This window comes from Mucilaginibacter sp. P4_E8, assembly GCF_056401495.1.
On record NZ_JBFUJG010000011.1, the window covers coordinates 41,587 to 64,344 of the forward strand.

Genomic DNA, 22,758 nt, shown 5'->3' on the forward strand with positions numbered 1-22,758 from the left:
GAAAATTATTTCTGAGTTTATCGGTATTCCGGATAGCGTGTATGTCCGGTTCACAGATTTCCCATAAACCTCACACGGCTTCCGAAATGAGTTTATTTAACCAAGATTTTTACTGTTTTTGAAATATTACGTGATGAATTACCTAATTGAAGAATAAATTCGCCGGCTTCAACTTTCCATGTTTTTTTTGTCTCGTCATAAAAAGCCAAATCACCAACCATTACATCCAGTTCAACTGTTTTAGTTTCACCAGGCTTTAAAAATATCTTTTTAAAACCTTTAAGTTCCTTTTCCGGGCGCAAAACAGAACAAACCGGGTCGCTTACATATAATTGTACTACTTCGGCCCCATAGCGGGTACCGGTATTTTTAATCACCAATTTCGCATGAATGGTATCGTCTTTTTCATAGTCCTTCTTGTCTGTTGAAAAATTACTGAGTTCAAAACCAGTATAAGAAAGGCCGTATCCAAAAGGAAACTGAGGCTGGATTTTTTTGGTATCAAACCAACGGTATCCTATCAGAATGTCCTCCTCATAATTTACTTTCATACCCCTTCCAGGAAAATTACCCAAAGCATGAGCGGGTGACTGATCCAGCGTTACCGGCATGGTAAAAGGCAATTTGCCCGATGGATTTACCTTGCCGCTTAATATATCTGCAACCGCATTACCCGCTTCCATCCCGCCATACCACGACCATAAAATAGCGGGCACACGGTTAACAATGCCTGCTAATTTTACAGGAGAACCAGCTATCATAACAACAACAGTGTTCGGATTGGCCTTGGCTACTTCCCGGATCAAAACTTCCTGTCCATAAGGCAGATCCATATTTTGTTTGTCAAAAGATTCGGTATCAAAATCATGGTTCAGACCTCCGAAAATGAGCACCACGTCCGATTCCCCGGCAACTTTAACAGCCTCCTGAATCAGTTCCCAATTGACTTTATCTGAATTTGCCTGGCCTGCGTTGCTGCCCTCTTTAAATACAGATTGTTTTTCATACCCCTGGGCGAAATTTACTTTTACGGTAGCGCCGAACTTTTGCTTAATGGCCTGTAAGGGCGTCACTTCGTATAATGCTTTTATTTCGGAGCTAAGCCCCGCCCCGCAATGTTTCCGGGTGGCATTATCACCAATAATAGCAATCGACTTTATTTTGTTGAAATCAACAGGAAGAATGTTGCCTTTGTTTTGAAGCAGTACCGCTGCTTCGGCAGCAGAATTGTAAGCTGCCTTTTGATGCTCCGGCGTATTCATTTTTCCCTTTTCCCGGTTACTTTCATCAAACATCTTTGTTTTGAACATGACGCGCAGCACATTCGCTACTTTTTCATCAACTACCGATAAAGGTACTTTTCCTTCTTCTACAGCTTTTATTAACGGATTGGCAAAATACCATTCGTTGTAATCTTTTATATCGGTGCCCATTTCCAGATCAAGCCCGCTTAACGCAGCCTTTACCGTAGTATGCGCCGCAGACCAATCGGTCATTAATACCCCTTTAAATCCAAATTCTTTCCGAAGAATTTGCCTGTTGAGATATTCGTTTTCCGAACACCAGTCGCCCCTGAATTTATTGTAAGCAGCCATTACCGTATATGCTCCGCCTTCTGTGACAGCGGCTTTAAAGCCTGGTAGATAGATTTCACGAAAAGCCCTTTCGCTCACCTCGACATCGATAGAGTCGCGATGTGTTTCCTGGTTGTTGGCTATCCAGTGTTTTACGCTCACTGCCACATCTTTTGACTGCAGGGCTTTGATATAGGAAACGGCCATCTTTGAAATAAGAAAGGGATCTTCACTCATATATTCGAAGTTTCGGCCGCAAAGCGGGGAACGAATGATATTGATACCAGGCCCCAGCAAAACATCTTTTTTTCGAAACCGGGCTTCTTCACCCAATACCAGTCCCTGTTTAAAGGCTAATTCAGGATTCCAGGTTGCGGCCAGGGTTGTTCCGGGAGGAAAGCAGGTTGCCGAATCGGTGGTCCACCCTGAATATCCCCAGTCGTGCCTGTTAATTTCAGCACGTACCCCATGCGGTCCGTCACTCAGCGCCCATTCGGGGATACCTAACCGCTTTATTCCGGATACATAAAACTTGGAATTCGCGTGCAGCAGGCTGACTTTCTCCTGCAAAGACATCTGGCTGACCAGGGAACGGATTTTTTGTTCCTGATCGCTATTATTCAGGCTCTGCTGCGCGTTCGCCATTCCTGCTGCCAGTGCAAAAAAAAGCACACAGCTGCATGTCCTCTTTATTCTTTTCAATTTTGGTATTAATATATTCATGGGTTAAGATTTTTTAATCAGGTTTATCAGGATAACATCATTTTCACGTATATCAAACTCCGGGGAATACACAGCATTCGGCTTGATTTCGATCTCTTGTTTGGCGACAGGAGAGCCGTTTTCTTGTTTTAACTTTTCAACCTGCTGCCTGTTTAACTGGCCGGGCCTGCCCATATCCACATAGCGTGTATAGGCATCGTTTACCCTATAGCCAACTTTATAAATTTCCATGGTGTATTTTCCGGCAGGTACATGCGATAGATTTATTTTCACTTTCCCTTTCGATCTGGCAGGCAAATCCTTTATATAATAAGATTGATTATTAACAGAATCCGGTAAAGTATAGGTATAGTTCCATAATAATGCCTGGATGTCCCCTTTATCATTTTTGCAAACCCATGAACGTTTGTCGGTATTAGCTAACTCGGTTCCTCCAAGCTTATTCATAAATTTATAAGCATAAAAAGCCGGCTTGTTTATGCCTTGAATGTTAAGTAAACCAAAACCTCCATGAAAGGGCGTATAGCGGGGCCCTGGCTCTTCAAAAATATCGGTAAACACCCAGTATGACATGGAGTTGGCCGCATGACCAACTTGTTTTATTTTTTCCAGAATATAGGCTGCTTCCTGATAACTGTCATGCACAGGATCTGCCGGTGTGTACGATGAACTCCATTCCGTATAATGCAGCTCCAGATTAGGTATCGCGGATTGAGAAATTTGTTTACGGGAATTCAACACGTCGCCACTTACCGCCAGTGAATCTTTACTTAATACCGTGCCCGAATTGCCATACTCATCCAGAAAGCCCTGGTTTACACCATAGGAATGGGTGCTGATGAAGTCAATTGGAACCTTATTTTTGCTGCAATGACTGATCATGTCAGGAACCCACGCCGCGCCTGCAGTGCCTGGCCCGCCTACCTTATATTCGGGGTTTACGCTTTTAACCGCCTTTACAGAATAATCGTACAGTTTGAAATAATCGTCCTGCGTTCCCGTCCAGAATCCAGGAGATAAGTTAGGTTCATTCCATACTTCAAAATACCAGGACTTTACTTCTTCGGCACCGTACCGTTCTGTAAAATGCTGAACAAGGTTATGAATGAGCGCCTGCCATTTGTTATAATCTTTTGGCGGGGTAACATTGCCGCGCCACCAAAAAATTGTCTGTTTTCCGCTTGCCAGAGCATTAGGCATAAAACCTAACTCTACAAAAGGCTTCACGCCAATTTTATGCAGAAAATCAAACAGCGCATCTACATACATATAATTATACTGAGGATTTCCTTTTGCATCTTCGGTATATACGGCCATATCATCGGTGAGTAAGCCATGCATCCGGATATACCGAAAACCACATTGTTTTCTTACATATTCCAGTTGTTGCTGCCAGTCGGCACGCAACCCTTCATTTGCCCGGCCTGCACCCACACAGGCATTAAACATGGTATTAAGCTTGCCCGAAGTCTTGTTAAAATCCACATTGATCGCCCTCTGGCCATTTACATTTGCCAAAAAAAGGAATTGCAAAACCACCAATGCCCCAATTATTTTTTTCATTTGTTTGTTTATTCTTAATAAGTTATTCTTTCCATATGAGTACTCCCGCAGGTTTCAGTACCTTTTCTCCAATCAAGATCTTTGCAGTATCCGGCAGATTTACCGTGTAATTTTCTGATGAGTAATTCAATGCCGTATAAAAACCATCACGCCAATAAACAAAGACACCGGGAGGATAATCCTCCGTTGTAGCACCGGCCTCTTTATAAATCTTCTGCAATAAATCCTTCTCTAACTTAAAATCATCAGTATCAACACCGATATAGGTTACACTACCCCTGCCGATCTTGTGCACTACAGCAGCAGCTGTTCCTTTATAAAACTGGTTATTATAAGTGACCAATACCGCTGTAGTGGTGTCCGGCAGTAGCAAATCTGCCCAACTATGCCATGAATAATGATTCGAATTCATCAAAACATCGCCTTTTCCATAAGAAGAGAGCATATCAGTCTGATGGATATATGCCCCGATCAGATTTAAAATCGGCATAGCAGCTTCTCCTTCCCAAAAATGGCCCCTACGGTCTTTGGTAGCGGTACGACAGGTGATGATCAGGTGCCCTCCTTTTGTTACGTAATCGTTCCATTTCTTCACCAAAGCAGCATCAACCATTTCATAAGCCGGAACGATAACTACCTTATACTTTGACAAATCTGTTGTTTCCTGGATTACATCGACGGGCGCTCCCAATGACTTTGCTGTTTTCAGGAATTTAACCGGGTAGTCCCAGGTATTCCATTGTCCTGTTTGTTTTTGCCTGTCAATGCTCCAGTAATTTTCAACGTTCCAGAGAATCGCCGTTGACCGTGCGGCCAGTTTTGCGGGCATTTTGGTTTCCGGCTTAAATTGTTTCCGCAGATCTGCTATTTCTTTCATGAACTGCATATAGTCTTTACCGCCCTGCGAAGGTGTTACACCATCTGTTTGGATTACCCCGGCATGATACTGTTCTGCGCCATATAAGATTTGACGAAAACGGTATGAACAGGCGATCTTTCCTCCCGCCGCAAAACTATGGTACAACCATAGCCTTACGGTTCCTGGCAAAAGCAACGGATTGTAACTACCCCAGTTAACCGGCCCGGGCTGAATTTCCATAACACCGGACACGCCGCCTACCGATTTGTAATATTCTGAAGCAAAAAGAACAACATCACTGTTACCTAAACGGAAGCCTGATTCACCAATATTATCAGTACCTCCGTTTGGATACGCGGTGTATGCTGCAAAATCCAGTTTCCTGGTACGTCTGGGGTCTGAACCCGTACAAACGGCGGTATAGTTGGTCGTAACAAATTGCGCCTTTGAAATATAATCGCGTAAAATGCCGGCCTGAAAATCAAGGAAATCAGCCTGTGAGTCTGCTGAATATCTTTTAAAATCCAGCAAGGCATGAGGGTTGTTCCCCCACCAGCCTACCAGGTTCGTATTCGGGATGATTACCTGATCAAAGCTATTGAACCACTGGCTCCAGAAAGCAGCTCCCCAGGCGGTATTTAATGCATCAATGGTTTTGTATTTATTTTTCAACCAGGTTCTGAACGCTTCCTGCGACGAGGGGCTATAATCGGGTATAGCACCGGGTTCATTATCTATTTGCCACCCGATCACATCTTTATTTTGTCCGTAACGCCTGGCCATTTCCGCTACGACTTTTTTCACAAAGTCCCGATATTTCGAATTAACAATTGACTCCAATCCCCGCGTACCATTCTCCGCACGGATATAATGACCGTCCATAACAAACGTCTCCGGGTAGTTTACCCGCATCCAGGTTGGAGTGGTTGCAGAGGGTGTACACAGCAACACTTTGAGATGATACCTGGTGCAAAGGTTCACCACCCTGTCAAGCCAGTTAAAATCAAACCGCGCTTCCTGGGGTTCCATTTTAAACCAGGCAAATTCAGCCAGATGAACAAACTCAAAACCCATCTCAGCTATTTTTTTTATATCCCTTTCCCATTGGGCTTCATCCCAATGTTCAGGGTAGTAATAGATGCCGGTAGTCACCAGATCTTTTTCCTTAAAAAAGCGGCTGGTTTCCTGTGCTTTTGAAGCCGACGGGGAAATTAAAAAGGTTATAATGAATATGGTTATAAATTTTCTCATCTGAAGATGCAGGGTTTATGTATATAATTTTCAGATCTTCTGTTAAATATTTTAGTTAGCGCCTGCTTTAAGGGACTTGATCGTACGCTGATCTTTTACTGAATAATTTTGTCTGTCCAAAGCACCACCGGTGTCCCAGAAAAATGGCAGCATTCCGTTAGCTTTCGCCTGTTTGGTAATATATGTTATCCAATAATCCACAGCGTCATTGTGCGTTGCCAGATCTAAAGGCACATGCGCGGTGTTGTTTCGCCTGTATGCTCCGTACTCGCCCAATAGCACAGGAACACCTTTGTCTGCAAATTTTGTCTTCATTTTGTTGAAGGCGGTATTAACATCGCTCTCTTCACCCCAGGTGGCGTTGCGTTCGGGTTCTATTGTAGAATGATGGCCTGCTCCCCAGTAATAGAACATTTTACCCCAATCGGCGTCGTCCTCCAACAGGCAAAATTGAAATGGAGAGTAGTAATGCACCTCCACCATCATTCGGGCGGGTACCTGGTCATGGGGAAGAGCAGTCATCAGGTCATTGGTTTTGTCGATATCTGTAGAAGGCCCTTGAACAACCAGCACCCTGTAGCTGTTCCTGCCGCCGGTGGCTCGCACAGCATTAATAAAAGTCTGATGATAGGTAGTAAGTATGGCCATTTTTTCCGCATTGTCTGTGGGCGGCTCATTAGCGCTGGCAAACATCAGGTGCTCATCAAAATCGCGCATGGTTGTAGCAATTTGTTCCCACAATGCCCTTTGTCTGGCATTGACAGAATCTTGCATAGCCGCGTTAATGTTACCATCTAACCAACCACCATCCCAGTGAATGTTGAGCAGAACATACATATCATTTTTCACACAATACCCTACTACTTCTTTTACCCTTTTTAGCCAGTTGGAATCAATTTGTTCCGTGGCCTGGTTGCTTAGGTGCTTCCAGTTCCAGGCGCATGGAAGGCGAATGGCATTAAATCCCTGCTGTTTTACAGATTTTATATAATCCTCGGTAATGACCGGATTTCCCCAGCCTGTTTCACCGCCGGGCGCTTCCAAAGTATTGCCAATGTTCCAGCCTAATTTCATTTTAGCGGCAAGCTGAACGGCATTGCTATTCATTCCGGTTGCATCAGGTGCTTTTGGCGAAGTATTATAGTTGGGGAAAATATTAGATGTTTGAGATACTTTTAAGCTTCTTGCCTGACCATTGGCAGAACTTATAGTTAAGGTACTTGAACGTGATGATCCTGTACCGTTTTCTGATAGCGTTGTTAAATGAATAACCGTATTGCCGCTGCTGCCGGATGTGGTGTTTAATTGTAGCCAGGAAGAACCAGGATTAACGATGTTCCATGTTGCATTACAAACAATTGAAAAATCCTGGTTACCGCCATCAGGGGTAAAAACTATAGCAGTTTGACTTAATGTTAGTTCCGGTGCCGCATTACTTGTCTTTTTACAGGAAAAAAAAGATATAATTGTTATTGATATGAATATTTTAAAAAAAAACAGTTTCTTCATTTTTATAATCCTTAGTGATTTAAATTTTTATCGATCAATTTCTACGAAATGTTTTTACTCACGCCAGCCGCCTGCATCGTTATGTGATTTTTAAAAAGCTTTGACCGTAGGCCTGCTTAACAGCCTGATACCGGGCGTACAATATCTGAGCTACTTTGTTACGTAAAAAATGCCGGGGCCATCTCAAGGCCCCTGGCACTCACTTATAATCAACTAAAACTCTCTTTATTTAATTTTTACTACCCTGATATTATCAACAGCTATCTCAAAAGCATTGATAAAACTTGCGCCATCGTTGATAAATGTAATATTGATAGCACCTGCCCCAGTTGAACCAAGCAAATCCGTAAGCGTTGGTGCAGGAAAACCTTTTTCATTTACAAAATTTGAAAATGGAATTGTAACCGTTTGCCAACCCTTTGTAGTAAATGCAACTGTTGAACCGGTAACGGTTTTCCAGGGATGATAAACTGCCGAATAAGTCCAGGAGTAATCTTTTACAATCTGGATAGACCCAGCTGTCCATGGCTTGGAAACAGCTATTTCAAACTTTAAAGCATAATGGCTTAATGTGTCTTTTAAGCTGGCCAGAGGCACCCATTGCGCCCCATTCGTATTGATCGACCGGCCATCGTTCCACCATGATCCGTCTCCGGCAGGAATATTAGATCCTTTCAACACCCCATAGAAACCGTTGTTACCAGGATAGGCCGTGGAATTATCGGAAGTTCCGGAGCCCCATGAAAAATTACTTATGTTATCGTAATTATTCAATACACCGGTTACAAAATTATGTACCGAATAAACGCTGGTAGCTTTACCCGATTTTGTTTCAACGCTTACAGTGCCACCTGTTTGTGTAACGCCCGCGGGCACCGCAAGACTGATACTAGTGCCATCATTTGATGGTTTATAACTGGTAATATTAATCCCGGCATAGGTAACGCTTTTAATAAAGAAAAAGCTAAGCCCGTTAATTTTAACCGAATCGCCGGGATTGGCGTCTTCGTTGGAAACACCCGAAATGGTAGGTGCCGGTGCAACGATAGGGAACGAAAACGTGGTTTGACCATGATTGGTAACGTATTGTATGGTATTCAGCTTATCTGAGGGTACTGAAGGAAATGCGATAACCGCCGGTATCAGGGCGATTGCACTGGTATCGGAAAACCAGGCATCGTTAAAAGAACCTTTAACGCCGTCAAAATTGATTGCGAGTGCTCCTTTTAAATTCTTACCAGAGATCACGATCCACTGGCCCGTGCCAACGCTGCTTAAAAGCGAATCGCCTGGATGAGCTACATAATTACGTATGGCGGTAATTACCGGAGCGCCTTTTGATGGTGAATTATCCTTTTTACAGCCGGATTGTGAAAATACAGCGGCAGTAAGCAAGGCAAGCAACAAACAGCTTTTAATATATTGATTTGATTTTTTCATAATTTTAAGAATTATCTAATGATTCTGAATACTACTAATAATAAGCTACAGGCTCCTGCAGCAACTTAGGATCTGCTGTCTGATCATTTGCCGGTATAGGCAGGGTAAATGTATTGACGCTTGGCGGGGTTATGATCAGGCTATTAGCCGACGGTGTTTTAACTCCTGTGGCCGGATCATAACTAAATTGTGACCGGGGGACATACCTATTATTGGGATCAGGATCATTGGTAAGGGTTGTCTGTATACGAAGTATAGAAATCGCTTTCTGCGGATCATAATAAGAAAGCCGTACCAGGTCAAACCAGTACTGGCCTTCAAATGCCAGCTCAATCCGTCGTTCGTTCCTGATAATATCAGGAGTAAGGCTGGTAACCTTATCAACCCCGGCCCTTTTACGTATTTCATTAAAATACTGCAATGCCTGTCCATTACTGGTAGAGCCGTTGTTACCCAATAAGGCTTCGGCGTATATTAAATACACATCGGCCAAACGTAACACAGCATTATGCTCAATTGACGACCACAGGTCCATGGTAGGCGAATTATTATCAGCGGCAGTACCAACCACGTGTTTTTTAACATTTACACCTGTGGAGGTATATCCGCCGCCCGCTGCATTAAGCTCAGGATATTTATCGCCGGTAAGCATAAATGTGGCTTTTCGGCGTACAGAGTCCTGCGCGGTATACAAGTTGGCAAGATCTATTGTAGGGCCGATGGCTCCTCCCCAGCCACCTCCTCCTGTAACAAGGCTGCCGCTTGGTGCGAATTGTGCTTGTATGGAATTACCTTGTCCGTATCCAACGCCAGGAGCCCATTGAAATGCGAACAATGATTCGGGATTATCATTATACTGAGTTCTGAAAAGGTTGTAGTAACTCGGTAAAAGCGTTAAACCACTCATGTTGCAAACATTACCAGCAAAATATGCGGCACTGTCCAGATCAGATTGCTTACGGGTACCCTTTTGACCTAAACCGGCCCTTGTTAAATATACCTTTGCCAGCAAACCCTGGGCAGACCACGTGGTTACGCGTCCCGGCTGATCTGTTTTTGGCAGATTAGTAACTGCATATCTTAAATCATTGATAATAAATTTATAAACATCTTCAAGCTTATGACGCGGCACCAGTGGATTGGCAATCAGTTTGTCATTATCTTCAATAATAGGCACTGCTCCCCATAACTGAGCCAGGTAAAAATAGGATGTCGCGCGTATAAACTTGATTTCACCAAGCGCGCCTGTTTTACCTTTTACTCCTACGCTATCAGGCATTTTGGTATTAATAGCTTTAATATTGATATTACAATGCGCTACTATGTTATAAAAACTCTGCCATGACTGAGCTAAATAGCTATTTTGGGGTGTAATGGAAAAGGAAGTAAATTGAACAAGGTCGGCATTATATGGCTGTAGCATATTGCCGCTCATGATATCTCCAATACCCAGCAACGGAAAATTATTCCAACCGGCCCAGGGCTGGGCATAAAGTGTAGCTGTAGCCAACCTTAAATCTGAGCTGCTTTTATAAAAATTATCGGTAGTAATACCGGTTAAAGGAGGTCGGTTAAGGTAATCTTTTTTGCAGCTGCTTATCATAATAATGATAACCAACATGGCTATATTTATTTTAATGCGTTTCATAATCTTGATTTTAATTATTTAGGGATACGTTAAGACCAACTGTGTAAACCCGTGGCTGTGCGTAATATCCGTTATCAACACCTGCAGCTAACGGGTTCCAGGAACCTATTTCCGGGTCATAGCCGGTATATTTGGTAATGGTGAAAACATTGGTGACGTTAACATATACCTTTAATGACCGTAATTTGATCCTGTTTAAAAAGCTGTTTGAAAAACTATATCCTAAAGCAATGCTCTTACACTTTAAAAAAGAACCGTTTTCGATGTATTTGTCAGAAAAACGCTGATTATCGTTACCACTGCTTTGGCTTATCCGGGTAATATTGGTTGATGGGTTTGTAATGTATACATTGTTGATATCAGACGTAGACCCGGTCGGATCTATCAACCCGATTTTGGCATAGTTGAATACAGATGGGAAATAGCCAAAATTTTGATTTGGGTTATCGCCGTTTACCTTTAACTGGTTATAAATTTTATTACCATAATTGCCGGTCATAAAAATATTCAGGTCGAAATTTTTATAGTTGAAGCTATTGTTGATCCCATACTGAAATTTAGGTAAAGGCGAACCCAAAAAGATTTGATCGTTGGCGTCAATTTTACCATCGCCGTTAATGTCTTTAAAAATAACATCACCTACCCAAACACCGCCCGTGCCAGGTGTTATAGGTATCGCGCCGCTTCCGTTTTGAGGTAGTGCGGGATATTTTGCAAAGTCGGCGGCATTTTTGTAAATACCCAATACCTGATACCCGTAAAATTCGCCGATAGAACGGCCCACAACAGTTTTGGTTACAGGGCCGTAAATTGCCGGAGTACCGTCAACTAAATTGAGTACCTTGTTGATATTCCTGGTGAATGTAACGTTGCTGTTCCAGTTAAAATCTTTCGATTTGATGTTTTGGGTAGACAATGTAAATTCGAAACCCTTGTTGCCTACCGCACCTATATTTACATACGGGGCCTGCACAGCACCTGGTGAATACCCGCCGGAAGCAAATGTGCCCGAGTAATAAGGCATGGTAAGGCTTAGCAACAGATTATTTGTTTTGCGGTAATAGACATCGGCCGAAAAACTGATCCGTCCGTTGAAAACAGCTGCATCGAGGCCAACGTTGTATGATTTTGTAGTTTCCCACTTGATGTTCGGGTTTCCCGTAGTGGTAGTTATCTGCGAGTTACCCGACAAGCCGGTAGGTATTGTACTTAAAGTAGAACCATAAGCATACTCTGCAATGTTTTGGTTGTTTACAAGCCCATAACCAAGCCTGAGCTTAAGATCATCTATAGATTTTACATTTTTAAGGAAGCTTTCGTGGCTTATCTTCCATGCCAGGGCGCCGGAGTAGGTGGTATTCCAGCGATATGCTTCGGCAAATTTTGATGAGCCGTCGTGCCGTACGGTAGCCGTTAACAAATAACGGTCATCATAGGTAAAGTTTGCCCTGCCGAAGTAAGCTTCTAAAGCACCCTGCCCTTTAACACCGGTATTGGTTGCGGTTGTAGCGTCGCCGCTGCTGATCGTTTGTACATTGTTACTCGCAAAATTGGTGCGGGTAGCAGAAACACCGCTACTTTTAAGCAATTGGGCCTCGTGGCCTGCCACTACGTTTACCCAGTATTTTTTGCCAAACGTATGTTGATAGGTTAAATAATTAGTGATTGAATTATAGAAATTTTGCGCGTTTGTAGCCGTGCCGCTATTGTTGTTCTTGGTATAAGCGCCCATAACATAGCTCGGATTAAAATAATCCTCACTGGCAAAGTCAAAATTTCCGGCTACTTCATTGCGCAGGGTTAAATCCCGGGTAAATTGAATTTCCGCATAAGCATTACTAAATAGCTGGTAACGGCTTTTAAAATCTTTCACAATAGTGGCTATTGCGAATGGGTTGGTCCCTGTAGCACCATAAATGTTCGGGTCATTGCCACCCCAGGTACCGTCTGGGTTTACCACAGCTACATCGGGCGTTTGATTAAGTGCCTGCAAGATCACGCCTGTATTGGAAGTGGCAACATTTTCGGCTACATGCGCCATATTCAGGTTTATGCCAACCTTTAACCAGTCAGTGGTTTTATTATCAACATTTGCTTTTACCGAAGTTCTTTTAAAATCTGATCCTAAAGCGATCCCTTGTTGCGAGAAATATGTACCTGATATATAATACTTGGTCCTGGCATCACCACCGCTAATGGCTAAATTATGGTTTTGCATAGGGGCCGTACGGAACAAAGCTTTTTGCCAGTTGGTACCCAGTCCCAGGTATTGCGGATTGGCAAACTGTGGCCGCACATCGTACCCAATAATCGCTGATTTTTCATTCATGAAAGTGGCGTACTCCCGTAAATCCATGACATCATAGTACTTAGGTAATTTTTGCCAGCCCCTGTAACCGTCATAGCTAATAAGCGGTGGCCCGGCGCTTCCTTTTTTTGTCGTGATAATAATTACGCCATTGGATGCTTGCGAACCATAAATAGCTGTGGCGGAAGCATCTTTCAACACGTCTATCGAAGCTATATCTGATGGATTGATGCTGGATAAAGGGTTGGTGCCATTGCCTGGAATAGCCGACTGTCCGTTTGGAGGTATCTGCACGCCATCAATAACATATAAAGGGGGTGCACCTGTAAAGCCGCCCAAACCACGGATCTGGACATTCACATCACCACCGGGCTGGCCAGATACCTGCTGCACAACTACACCCGCTACCCTTCCCTGCAGGGCCTGGTCAAATGTCGCAGGCTGTGTCTTTAACAGATCTGCACCTGTAACCGATGATATTGCACCGGTAAGATCGGGTCGCTTCCTTGTACCGTAGCCAATTACCACAACCTCACTCAAATCGTTGGTTGAGGGCTTGAGCGCTACGTTAATAACTGTAGATGAGCCTATATATATTTGCTGAGAGTTATAGCTAATAAAACTAAAAATCAGCACATCTCCATTTTTTGCATTGATCGCGTAACTGCCATCTGCACCGGACAGCGTACCTGTTGGTGAGTCCTTTACTTTAACGGTTACACCAGTTATAGCCTGGGCATTATCCGCACTGGTAATTTTACCCGTAATTTTTATGGTTTGGGCATAACCGGGGAAGCTTTGCCACAGCATCGCCAATAACAGCAATGCATAACGCGTTAATTTTCTTCGTAAATTTTTTTTCATGTTAATAGGGGTTCATAATTGGTAATTGATTTCTTAATTGAATTGTGGTTAGAATTTTAGTGTTACTTTTTTTCCTTCATAATTTATCTGCTGGTTACTGTTCGATTCAAAATTCAGCGGGACGGGATTATTCATGTTAACCCATACCACATTAAACTTTCGGCTGCTAATCATGCCTGCAAAACGGCCTTTCCGGTCATCAATGGACAGGGTTTTATTGGCCTCATTGTAGTTTATTTGAATGGTGCTGAAAGCGCCTTTTTCATAGTTGTAATTAGTTCCTTCGTCTTCGTAAAGAGTAAATTCTGCATCCTTACCTGTGTATACATATAAGGTGATCGGATCGGCTGGCTTTTCACCGGTATATTGTATCTCAGGGCCGAAAGGAATAATCGAACCTTCTTTTACATATACCGGGATGCGGTCATAAGGTGCAGCAGCGGTTATGGTTTGACCCCCTGCTGCGTATTTACCGCTATACAGATCATACCAGCCATTACCCTGGGGCAGGTAAACGTTCCGGCTGGTGGCACCATAGTTATAAACCGGGTTAATGAGTAAAGCCGGGCCAAAAAGATATTCATCAGTGATGTTTTTCACCTTTTCATCTTTCCTGTAATCCATTGTTAGGCCACGCATCAGGGTATAGTCATGGTGATAGGCCATACCTGCCAGACTGTAGATATAAGGCATTAAACGATAGCGCAGCTTATCATAATAAAGCATGCTTTGGTAAGCGGGATGGTTTTCCGGAGCCACGTTATAGATCTCACGGTACGGAAACTGCCCGTGTACACGAAATAGTGGCACGAAAGCACCAAACTGGTACCAGCGTGTTATCTGCTCGCGCCATTCGGCAAGATCTTTTTCGTTTGGTTTCTCGTAGCGGTGCTCTACTGCAAAGCCACCAATGTCCATAGTCCAATAGGGTATACCCGACAACGCAAAATTGATTCCCGCCGGGATCTGGTTTTTCATATCATCCCAACGGGCAGCAACGTCGCCACTCCAGGTAGCTGCAGCGTAGCGCTGCAAGCCTGCATAAGCCGATCGGGTTAACAGGAATACACGCGTATTGGGATTGGTGCCACGTTGCCCCTCATAAATACCCTTAGCATTTTGCAGCGGGAAAGCATTAAAATATTGTGTGGACGACCCAAGGTAGGTAGGGTTCATCAGGTCTTTACGGCTCTGAACATTCAGGTTTGACGTAATATCAGGCTCGGAAGCATCCATCCACCAGGCATCCACCCCTTTGGTATATAAATTCTTATTCATCAGGCCCCAGAACGCGTTCCTGGCCTGCGGATTATAGGCATCATAAAAAGTAGAGAAATACCCCTTGCCGATCCAGTCGCGCTGACGCTTTGCTATATTGCGTTTGTACAACCAACCGTTTTTATCAAAATATTGATAGTTCTCAATACCTTCGTAGAACTTGGCCCATACCGATATCATGAAATGAGTATGATACTGATCATGCAAAGCGCTGATCATCCCAGCCGGATCCGGGAAGCGGCTTTCATCAAACTCCTGGCTTCCCCATTGGTTTTCTTTCCAGTATGACCAGTCTTCCACAATATTGTCAAGGGGGATTTTCCTGGAACGAAATTCCTTTACCGTATTCAGAATTTCATCCTGTGTTTTATAGCGTTCACGGCTTTGCCAGAAACCCATGGCCCATTGCGGCATAATTACCGCTTTACCCGTAATATTGCGGTACCCGCTGATAATCTCATCAGCATTTTTGCCATATACAAAATAATAGTCAAGCTGATTACCTGATTCGGAGTCGAAAGCATATTTCTCTCTTTGTTCCTGATTTAAAGGGCTCAACCACTTCAACGCGATGAATGATTCATCGGCATCGGGCAGCCACTCTATTTTAATGGAATATTTTTTGTTTTTGATCAGGTCTATATCCAATACAGCAGTCCCCGGATTCCAGCCCTGTCTCCAGCGGTCGGCAAGCAATTTACCGTTGATCCATATTTTTACATAACCTGCATATTTAAGCCAAAACTGATGGGTACCGGTGTAAGTTGATGCTATGGAGCCTATCCAGCTTACTTTTCCCTCTCCCAACTTGTAACCCTGGGGGAAGTTCTTCATGTCCTCCAAAAAAGAATAATCAATATCAGATTCCGGGCGCTGTACAAAAACATCGGTCGAATCTGATTTTTTTGCATAGGTAGCCGTTAACCAGCCTTCACTACCATCCGCAGCAAATAATTTCAGCCCCGAAACAGGTTGGTAATCGCGAGTATCGCCAAATTTAGTAAGGGAGTAATTGTCCCAAAGAATACCGTAATTCTTACTGGATACCAGGAATGGCACCGCTACCTCGGTGTTGTTCTGTAGCAACTCCAGGTGCTGATTTTTAAAGTTTACTATCCCATTCTGGTGTTGACCTAAACCATAAATGGCTTCATCAGTGGGGCTATTAAAAGTTTGTATAATATGATAGGAACCTTCTCCATTATTTGATACAGGAATAAACGTACGGCCTGGTTTTTCACTTAAAATAATATTACCTGCTTTATCAGTAAAACTTATGGTACCCTGTGTTAACGATACACGAGCAGTTACAGATGTAGTCGTTAACATCACCTGGTCATCTCTTTGAGCTACACTCCAGGTAATAGATGGATTTATCTGCGCTGTAGCCATCAGGCTTTTCTCGATGGAGAATGCATTCTCGGGAGTAGCTGTTACTCGGATAATTTTATCAGAGATCACCTGCAGTCGAAGCAGCCGAGCATTCTGGATTAATGTTTCAGGCAGATTAATAATAAGCCCATCATTTACTTTTTTATAAACGTTTTGCGCATATACATGAGTAAAAATAAAAGCTAAAAAAAAAGTACAGGCACTAAGGAGTACACGTTTTGGCATAGTCTAATTAAATAGGTTATAATATTAAAATTGGTTATCGTATACGAGCTATGATTTCAATACCAACAGAAGCATTAGAAATTTCACTGTTCGTCTTTCAATGGGGATGAAGTTACGGGCATGCTCGCAATCGATTGTTTATAAATAGGGGCACAAATGTTAACAGCAGTCAAATACCTGTTATACAGAAACTTAAATCCAATATAAGCGCACTTTTAGACCGTGGGACTGAAAATAAAGCGAAAAAGTTTAACAAAATGGGCCTGAGAAGAGCTGGAATATCCGATGGACACTGCTGTATTTAAATGTTTATTCAGGTTGTTCGTTTTTTCTGTTGACATAGGCTGATGGGAGGCAATTAAATTCAGCCTTAAAGGAACGCACAAAATACTTCTGACTTTTAAATCCAACTTTATATGATATCTGGGATATGGTTAAGTGCCCGCTTTCTAACAATTGCGCAGCACGTTTTAAACGAATGGATCTAATGAGTTCAACAGGTGACTTCCCGGTTAAAGCCAATGCTCTTTTATACAAAGTAACTCGGCTCACGCATAATTCACTGCTTAGCTCTTCAACAGAGAAATCGGCATTATCAATATTTTTTTCAACAAGGAGCAATGCTTTTTTAATAAAAACTTCATCAAATGATTCGGCAACCACATCTGTTGGCTTGACATCAAGCTGCTTTTGATAGGTTTTGCGCATGTCTTCCTGCATAGCCAGTATGTTCTTCAATTTGGATATCAGTATCTCGAAATTGAAAGGCTTGGTTAGGTAGTCGTTGGCACCGGTTTCAAGCCCCTGCAATTGCTGCTCTTCCCCTGTAACAGCGGTAAGTAATACAACCGGTATATGCGATGTCCGTTTATCGTTACGTATTTTCCGGCATAGATCGATGCCATTCATCTCGGGCATACTGATATCGCTGACTACCAGGTTAGGATGCAGGGCCAGGGCCTTTTGCCAACCCTCTTTGCCATTAGCGGCCTCAATGACATTAAAAGTATCATTTAAATTGTCCTTTAAATAAAAGCGAAAATCTTCGTTATCTTCAACCAGTAAAACAGTAAGCTTTTTGACTGTGTTACCGCATCCCGCCTGTAGCAAGGCCTGACCATCGGTTATCGCCGGCTCGAGCGTATTGTTAGCCGGCACTTGTTCCTCAGCTGTTAAATCAACAGGAAGCAATATGGTAAAACAACTGCCCCTTCCCGCCTCGCTCTCTACTGATATTTCACCATTATGCAGCTTTACAAATTCCTTTGTTATTGATAAACCTATACCACTGCCCTGGTTAACCATAGAGCCGGGTACTTCGTTCTGAAAAAAGCGTTCAAAAATTTTGTCCTGCTTATCAAACGGGATTCCAATGCCTGTATCAATAACCTTTATCTCCAGCAACCGTTTTTCAGATGCTTTTTCAGTTATAGCTAATATAACACTGACATGTCCTTCGTCAGGTGTAAACTTAAATGCATTGGAAAGCAGATTGAAGACGATACGTTCTATTTTATCGTGGTCAAAGTTCATAACCAGGCTTTGAATTTCCGAATCGAATACCAGCCGGATGTGCTTTTTCTCGGCAACATCTGAGAAGGAATAAACCATTTCCTTAATAAAACCTATAATATCCCCGTTCCGTGCATGCAGCCTGAGTTCCTGCACTTCCATTTTTCTGAAATCAAGCAACTGGTTTACCATATTTAGTAACCGTTTGGCATTACGGTTGATCAATTGTAACTGGTGCCTTTGTTCCTCTGCTTCGGTGTGCTTTAAGATCTTATCAACCGGAGCCATGATCAATGATAAGGGGGTTCTGAATTCATGGCTTACATTGGTAAAGAACTTGATTTTCATCATGTCAAGTTCATGCATACGCCTGGCCTCGTGGCGTTCATGCTCAATCAGTAATTTTGCCTCCTGCTTCTCTTTTTCAACTTCAAACTGCCTTCTTATTTTTTGGATTCCGCGCCGACGTATAAAAAACAGGATTCCAAATAAAAGTATTATATAAATAAAATAGGCCATTGTCGACTTCCAAAACGGAGGTAACACCTTAATTTTTAATGTCATATAATCGGGCTCCCATCTTCCCTCCTGACTAATCGCGCGTACCTTAAAAATGTAGTCGCCGCCATCAAGATTTGTGTATGTAGCTTTTCGTATGGTATTATCTGCATCAATCCAATCCTTATCAAAACCCTCCATCATGTACTGATGCTTTACTTTATTTGGATTGAAAAAGTTTAGCGCGGCAAATTCAATGGTAAATACATTTTCACTGTGTGTCAGTGTCAGCTCACGGGTTGCCGAAATAGCCTTTGACAAAACAACATGTCCCTTAACTTCCTCATTAGCCTTGATGCTTTTGTTAAACAGCTGAAAATCCGTAAAAATCAATTTCGGCTTATGTGTATTGGCATGTATGGTTAACGGATCGAAAATATTAAAACCATGTCCTCCTCCAAATATCAATTCGCCCTTACTGGTTTTGAGGGCAGCGCGTGTGTTAAACTCCCTGCCTTGCAGGCCATCCGTTTCATCAAAGTTTTCAAATCTGAAAGTGTAAGGCGCTTGCTTTTGGATATAGGTTATCCTGCTCAACCCGTTGGCTGTACTTAACCATATTATCCCCCGGTTATCCTCCAGGATATCCATTATGGTGTTGTCCGGCAATCCGTTTTTCGCTGTTAACGATCTGATAAACCCAGTTTCGGGGTAAACAATGCTTACCCCTTCGCGCGTTGATATCCAGATGAGGCCCCGGCTGTCCTGTATTATACAATTTATGCCATTGCTGATCAAACTGTTTGTGCCTTTCTTATCAGCACTGTAATGAATAACCCTGTCCTTATTTTTCAAGATTACATCAACGCCAAAGTATCCCCCTACCCAGATATTACCCTTCCTGTCCTCAAAGAGTGTGGCTATATAAGGCGACCTGATATCCGTTTGCTTAAGAGGAGAAGAAAATATCTTTTTGTCCCTGTCAAATATTTGAAGCCCCCCGGCAAATGTTCCTATCCATAACCTGTTCGAAGAATCTTCAAGAATACTCCATACCCGGTTATCAGCGATACTGCCGGCTACCTTATCATCATGTTTATAATGAATAAAATTTTTCCCATCAAAACAATCGAGCCCGCCGAAATAGGTTCCTATCCATAATTTCTGATCATGGTCGATACATAAACTAACAACAATATCATTACTGAGACTATTTGGATTCCCCGGCTCATACTTGTATTGTTTAAAACTGCCGGTTTTACGGTTAAAGTAGATCAGCCCTCCTCCGTTTGTCCCGATCCACAGGTTGCCGTTTTTATCTTCAACAAACTTGTTAACATCTTCAAAACTTAAACTTCCCGGATCGGAGGCGAAATGCCTGTAGAGTGGAAACCGGATAATATTTTTATGATAATAACTTACCCCCTCTTTAAATGTGCCGGCCCACATAATACCCGAATCATCTTTATAAAGGATCACGCTGTTTTGACTTAGCGACTTCGCATCATCCTCCCGGTTCAATAAATAGGTGACCGTGAAACTTTTTTTGTTTAACACGTTTATGCCGCCGTGATCGGTGGCTATCCATATCAGGCCATCATCGGCCTGTACAATATTAGTGATGATGTTTGACTTTAATTTTGCCCCGGCTGATTCGTCAGTAATATGCCGCAATACTCCGGAAGAAGGATTATAATAATATGCGCCTGAATTAAAATTAGAAGAATATAACCATAAATCATTATCCCTGTCTACAGTAATTGAGTAATTCCCTTCCTTATTACTGGCAGCTTTACTAAAAACGTCGGTGCGATAAGCAATTCTATTCTGGTTGATGTCTAATCTCTCAACCACACCGTCGCGATATGCCAGCCATATATTACCAGTTGCATCCCTTGCAATATCTGCAATAAGATTTGAATGTAATAACGCACCGGAGCGATGATGATAGTACCGCCTGGTTGTTTTGTTTAATTCATTATACCTGTAAAGACCGGAATCGGGGCAAACAAACCAAAACTCGCCTTTGCCACTACGGATTATTTTAGAGACAAAAGGATACCCGGGAAGTTTTAAAGAGCCGGTCATTAGTGATATATCACTATCAAACTGTTCCGTTTCAGGATCATAAAAACAATATCCGTTCCTCGTTGACACCCATAATTTTTTGTCAGGTCCTTCAAAAATACCGGTTATAAAATCATCGTTAAGAGACTTTTTATTATAAGCATCATGTTTGAATATTTTAAAAGTGTAACCATCGTAACGATTAAGACCCGCTGCCGTGCCAAACCACATAAAACCTTCAGAATCTTTAAAGACACAGTTAACCTGATTGTGAGACAAACCATTGCTTCTGTTTAGTTGCGAAAATTGGTATTTGCCGTTTTGCGCAAAAGCAACACGAAGCATTAACAATAAGATAAGAGCGCTTAGCGATAATTTATACCTCATAGCTTAAAGAGTCGGGGTATTCATAAAATTCAATCAATAGATTAGGCTATGTTTCCGGATTTGGCTTTCGTAAATATCGAATTTTGAATATATAAATCCAAAAACACTGAAATTATGTGGATGGTAAAACATAAAAAACAACAATACTGTAATCGATCATACTCCTTAACAAAATCAATTGTAGTTTAATAATTGGAATGAGCCTGGCAGCTATTCCCTGAAGGTTAAGCGCGTTGAGCATCTACCCCACTTTTTAAACAGGTGCTTATACCTTTTTTCTCATCATCATAGGTTTAACTTGTTGTTTATTTACTCCTTATTGGGTTTCAATTCTGCTTTATACAGTCGCCAGTAATTATTTTCCAAACCGGCAAAAATCGATTTGCTGGCTATCTGGTAACATCTTTGACTTTAAGCATAAACATCTATGCCGCTGATAGCTTTCACCATCGGTAAAGCCCGCTAATGCGCTGATACTAATGCAGCTGTTTTGAGGTATTGTTCCTTTATATTGGTTAATTCAAACCTACAGTAAACCAACATCTCAAAATTTGTTTGAAATGGACTTTTTTTTGTAAAAAACCGACTTTTCTGTATTTAAATCATTCATATACACACTGGTATGCCAAAGCAATTTGCATATTTGCAATTCAGATGATTAAAAGAAATTTAAAACATACTTTTTCGCTCCTTAACGTTGACTATGTAAGGCTTAACTCTAAATGGAATTACAGGAATGTGATTAGCCCTTATTACCGTATTTATTATATAGATGACGGAGAAGGTGAAATATCAGATGCAGCCAGTTTGTTAAAGCTTGAACCAGGCTATTTGTACATCATTCCGAGCTTCACCCTATGTAATTTAAACTGCAGTAATTACCTGGGCCAATATTTTGTTCAGTTTTTTGAGGATTCGACAGATGGAAGCTCCCTTTTTGCTAATAACAGGGCTGTATTGAAAACAAAAGCTACCGAAATGGATATTAACCTTTTTAACAGACTTCTTGAAATTAACCCGGGAAGAGGAATTAATCGGTCCGACAACCCCAAGGTGTATGAAAAAGACATTTACTATAAAGAATACCAGGAACTTAACAATCAGCAAAACACTTCAACATACCTGGAAACCCAGGGTATTCTGATGATGCTAACCGCCAAATTCCTAAACCCCCAATTGTTCAAACATCCGGAACATAAACTTATCCCGGTAAAAATTGCAGAAACCTTAAATTATATCCTTGTTAATTTACACCTGGATCTTTCGGTGCACCTGCTCGCTTCACGGGCAAATCAAAATGTCGATTACTTTTCAAGGCAGTTTAAGCAGCATACGGGAACCAGGCCATTAAATTATATAAATGAAAAACGTGTTGAGCGTGCACAGTATCTGATGGCGACAAGTAGAATGTCTTATTCGGAAATTTGTACTCAAACCGGATTTGATAACCTCTCTTATTTTTCCAAAACCTTCAAAAAGCTGACTGGCATGTCACCCAGCGAATATAAAAAACAGATGTACCAGGTTGGTTTTAATCATTAGTCAATGAGGTATCGTAATGGCAGAGGAAATATAACTGGTATTTTAAAATTAAAGATCAGTAGAGTCTGAAATAACCATTGGCAATGTTTTTATAAGTACCAAACCATAAACTATCAAC

10 protein-coding genes are annotated in these 22,758 nt (G+C 42.1%); 1 reads left to right on the forward strand and 9 read right to left on the reverse strand.

Annotation, left to right across the window (positions count from 1 at the left end):
- Positions 1–92: 92 nt before the first annotated feature.
- From AC1DRQ_RS06955 to AC1DRQ_RS06995, 9 genes are all read right to left on the reverse strand, one after another.
- Entirely contained in the window at positions 93–2,276 is a 2,184-nt protein-coding gene (locus tag AC1DRQ_RS06955; RefSeq protein ID WP_477423151.1) for a glycoside hydrolase family 3 C-terminal domain-containing protein, read from the reverse strand.
- 24 nt (positions 2,277–2,300) lie between these two features.
- Complete coding sequence (locus AC1DRQ_RS06960) at positions 2,301–3,860, reverse strand: GH39 family glycosyl hydrolase (protein WP_477423152.1); 1,560 nt, start codon at positions 3,858–3,860, stop codon at positions 2,301–2,303.
- Positions 3,861–3,882: 22 nt separating this feature from the next.
- Positions 3,883–5,970, reverse strand: a complete 2,088-nt coding sequence (locus AC1DRQ_RS06965) for a beta-galactosidase (protein WP_477423154.1) — start codon at positions 5,968–5,970, stop codon at positions 3,883–3,885.
- Positions 5,971–6,021: 51 nt separating this feature from the next.
- Positions 6,022–7,479 (reverse strand): cellulase family glycosylhydrolase, encoded by a 1,458-nt coding sequence (locus AC1DRQ_RS06970; protein ID WP_477423156.1) that lies wholly within the window; start codon positions 7,477–7,479, stop codon positions 6,022–6,024.
- A gap of 225 nt (positions 7,480–7,704) precedes the next feature.
- On the reverse strand, positions 7,705–8,919 hold the full coding sequence (locus AC1DRQ_RS06975; protein WP_477423158.1) for a glycan-binding surface protein: 1,215 nt from the start codon (positions 8,917–8,919) through the stop codon (positions 7,705–7,707).
- Positions 8,920–8,953: 34 nt separating this feature from the next.
- On the reverse strand, positions 8,954–10,567 hold the full coding sequence (locus AC1DRQ_RS06980; RefSeq protein WP_477423159.1) for a RagB/SusD family nutrient uptake outer membrane protein: 1,614 nt from the start codon (positions 10,565–10,567) through the stop codon (positions 8,954–8,956).
- Positions 10,568–10,577: 10 nt separating this feature from the next.
- Positions 10,578–13,739: a SusC/RagA family TonB-linked outer membrane protein gene (locus AC1DRQ_RS06985; protein ID WP_477423160.1), complete on the reverse strand. Its 3,162-nt coding sequence runs from the start codon at positions 13,737–13,739 to the stop codon at positions 10,578–10,580.
- 48 nt (positions 13,740–13,787) lie between these two features.
- On the reverse strand, positions 13,788–16,634 hold the full coding sequence (locus tag AC1DRQ_RS06990) for a TIM-barrel domain-containing protein (protein WP_477423162.1): 2,847 nt from the start codon (positions 16,632–16,634) through the stop codon (positions 13,788–13,790).
- 309 nt (positions 16,635–16,943) lie between these two features.
- Complete coding sequence (locus AC1DRQ_RS06995; RefSeq protein ID WP_477423164.1) at positions 16,944–21,098, reverse strand: hybrid sensor histidine kinase/response regulator transcription factor; 4,155 nt, start codon at positions 21,096–21,098, stop codon at positions 16,944–16,946.
- A gap of 654 nt (positions 21,099–21,752) precedes the next feature.
- Between AC1DRQ_RS06995 and AC1DRQ_RS07000 the strand changes: the two genes are divergently transcribed.
- Positions 21,753–22,640, forward strand: a complete 888-nt coding sequence (locus tag AC1DRQ_RS07000; protein WP_429399516.1) for a helix-turn-helix domain-containing protein — start codon at positions 21,753–21,755, stop codon at positions 22,638–22,640.
- Positions 22,641–22,758: the final 118 nt, after the last annotated feature.

Excerpts from the sequence above, each read along its gene's own strand:
- AC1DRQ_RS06975 (WP_477423158.1), bottom strand. The coding sequence starts at position 8,919 with ATGAAAAAATCAAATCAATATATTAAAAGCTGTTTGTTGCTTGCCTTG.
- AC1DRQ_RS06995 (WP_477423164.1), bottom strand. The coding sequence starts at position 21,098 with ATGAGGTATAAATTATCGCTAAGCGCTCTTATCTTATTGTTAATGCTT.
- AC1DRQ_RS07000 (WP_429399516.1), top strand. The coding sequence starts at position 21,753 with ATGATTAAAAGAAATTTAAAACATACTTTTTCGCTCCTTAACGTTGAC.
- AC1DRQ_RS06970 (WP_477423156.1), bottom strand. The coding sequence starts at position 7,479 with ATGAAGAAACTGTTTTTTTTTAAAATATTCATATCAATAACAATTATA.
- AC1DRQ_RS06985 (WP_477423160.1), bottom strand. The coding sequence starts at position 13,739 with ATGAAAAAAAATTTACGAAGAAAATTAACGCGTTATGCATTGCTGTTA.
- AC1DRQ_RS06960 (WP_477423152.1), bottom strand. The coding sequence starts at position 3,860 with ATGAAAAAAATAATTGGGGCATTGGTGGTTTTGCAATTCCTTTTTTTG.
- AC1DRQ_RS06990 (WP_477423162.1), bottom strand. The coding sequence starts at position 16,634 with ATGCCAAAACGTGTACTCCTTAGTGCCTGTACTTTTTTTTTAGCTTTT.
- AC1DRQ_RS06965 (WP_477423154.1), bottom strand. The coding sequence starts at position 5,970 with ATGAGAAAATTTATAACCATATTCATTATAACCTTTTTAATTTCCCCG.
- AC1DRQ_RS06980 (WP_477423159.1), bottom strand. The coding sequence starts at position 10,567 with ATGAAACGCATTAAAATAAATATAGCCATGTTGGTTATCATTATTATG.